This window comes from Vibrio sp. V39_P1S14PM300, assembly GCF_009904765.1.
GTDB lineage: Bacteria > Pseudomonadota > Gammaproteobacteria > Enterobacterales > Vibrionaceae > Vibrio > Vibrio proteolyticus.
Genome location: NZ_WXWP01000034.1, coordinates 1 through 2,242, shown reverse-complemented (window position 1 = coordinate 2,242; position 2,242 = coordinate 1). Strand labels below are relative to the sequence as shown.

Genomic DNA, 2,242 nt, shown 5'->3' with positions numbered 1-2,242 from the left:
CGGAATAACCAAGGGTAGATTTATGGACGTAAAAGTCTTCCGGACCTTTCTTGAGGTCGCTAAAGCCAAGCACTTTGGGCGTGCAGCAGAGAATCTTTTTATCACTCAGGCTGCGGTCAGTGCACGCATCAAACAACTGGAAAGTTACTTTGATACACAGCTGTTTATTCGTGACAGAAACAACATCAAACTGACGTCTGCCGGTGAGCGTCTGATCAGCTACGCAGAAGTGATGGTCTCGACATTACAACAAGCCAAGCTGGAGCTTTCGCTCGAAAGTGGTAAAGCGCTGCAATTGACCATGGGCGGGACACCAAACGTGTGGGACGCCTACTTACAAAACTGTTTGAGCGTGGTGACAGATGCGTTAAGCGGCTACGGTTTTATGGCTGAAGTAATGGGGCGTGAGCAGCTCAATCGCCAGTTACTCGAGCGCACGCTGGATATGGCTTTTGCTTTTGATCAGATCAAGGCGGAAGAGCTGTCGTGCAAGAAAGTGGCGGATATGGTGCTGCTGATGGTGTCTACGGAGCAAGAGTCTGTTGAAACGGTCTTTGACAGCCAGTACGTGTACGTGGACTGGGGAACGCGTTTTGCGTCTGAACACGCAGAGCGTCACCCTAAAGCGCCGGCCCCTTATCTGAGGACCTCAACAGCGCGTATCGCGCTGGACTTTATCCTCGAGAAAGGTGGCAGTGCTTATCTGCCCGCCTCACTGGTGGAGCCGTTCATTAACTCTGGGCAGCTACACAAAGTTCAAGGGGTTCGAGACTGGCAGCGCCCGATCTATCTCAGCTACCGCAAGAATAGCTCTTCCGTTGAAGCGATCAGTCAGGTGGAAGAGTTGGTGAAAAGCATCGATCCGCTCAGCAGCTACAGCATGCAGCAGGCCGGAGAGCTTGTTGCCGATTAAGGCTGACACGATATGTATTAATAAGGCTCCTTGTTAGGAGCCTTATTCGTATTGGCCGCTTTTACGACCACAAAGCACTCAAACCACTTAATAGTGACGAGCTTGCCCCTTGGGATTGCAGGGCTTTCAGAATGATGGGGGTAAACTGCGTGACCATTTCAGGGCTCAGACCCACCGCCGAGAATGCGCTTTTAACACTTTCCATGTTATTGAGTGTATTGGTCAGCGAAGAAAGATCCAGAGAACTCAGACCTCCCGTCATGGATGACAGCTCTTGGCTGTTTTCCGGTGACAGGGCATTTTGTGCGTAAGAGAGCAGAGCACCGGCTCCGGTTGCCGCCTGAGTTGGCGTGATATTGAGCTGCTCAGCCAGGTTTCCTGCAACGGATTTGGTCAGAGGGTTGGATGGCAGAAGGCTTTGTGACGTTGGTTGAGAGCCGGTGGATTGACAAGCCGTCATTGCAAGGCAGCCTGCCAGCACAAAAAGCGCTTTATTCATTCTTTATTTCCTTTTGGACTGAGTGTGATTCGCATTTTACGTTACTCGTAGTGAGATGTATGTCTCATTTTTACGGATTTACCGAAAATTGAAATAAGAACGTTCGCATTGCGCGTTTTGTCAGCAGAGAAGTAAAACAAGGCTCTCGTCAAGGGCCTTTTTGTATTGAGTTGCACACTCTATGACATATTTACGTCACGTCTGAGCGCTGGCGAGCTACCAATATCTTTCAGCCTTAATGAAATGCGTCTTAAAACCTTAAACGTTTATTAGCTGGTTACTTGCACGATGTGATACTTGAAATAGCCTTAGTCGAACCTTTGAGTGTATATGTGGCTGAACTACCCCTAGCCATATTTTCAAATTTAATCCAACTTCCTGCTTTCATTGCGCTAACTATAGTATTATTCACCCTAGTATCTTTCTCTGATGTTCTGATGACCATTGAGGCTTGATTAACTATGCTTCCCATTTTCGTGTCAGTTTCCCATTGAATCTTATCGCCTGGCTTCGAATACACATCCTTGACCGATATTTTAAGCTTCCCTTTTGAGGGAGAGCATTCGACAATCAGCCCGTAATAATCAGATTTCCCATTATGAATCTCAGTAGCCAGTACAATGGCACCAAAGCTACCCCATGACATCCAACGTTCTTTCGAATAGTCATCTTTAGTCGCACTATGCACAGATAAAGAACACAACGACAATAATAAGATTAGATATTTCATAGCATTCACCTTAGCCAAATAAATACTTACGCATAGTAAATGAACCCTATTGCGCGTCAGTCAGCTAAAACGTCCTGTTAAGGTGTGAGCAACGCAATAC

3 protein-coding genes are annotated in these 2,242 nt (G+C 47.1%); 1 reads left to right on the top strand and 2 read right to left on the bottom strand.

Annotation, left to right across the window (positions count from 1 at the left end; all coding sequences use genetic code 11):
• The first annotated feature begins 22 nt into the window (after positions 1 to 22).
• The gene (locus tag CAG65_RS01950; RefSeq protein WP_021705997.1) at positions 23 to 913 is read left to right on the top strand and encodes a LysR family transcriptional regulator; all 891 of its coding nucleotides are present in this window, start codon (positions 23 to 25) and stop codon (positions 911 to 913) included.
• A gap of 61 nt (positions 914 to 974) precedes the next feature.
• Here the strand turns inward: CAG65_RS01950 and CAG65_RS01945 are convergent, their stop codons facing one another.
• On the bottom strand, positions 975 to 1,412 hold the full coding sequence (locus CAG65_RS01945; protein ID WP_161451810.1) for a DUF2780 domain-containing protein: 438 nt from the start codon (positions 1,410 to 1,412) through the stop codon (positions 975 to 977).
• Positions 1,413 to 1,689: 277 nt separating this feature from the next.
• A complete protein-coding gene (locus CAG65_RS01940; protein WP_161451808.1) occupies positions 1,690 to 2,142 on the bottom strand; it encodes a hypothetical protein in 453 nt (150 codons plus the stop codon).
• Positions 2,143 to 2,242: the final 100 nt, after the last annotated feature.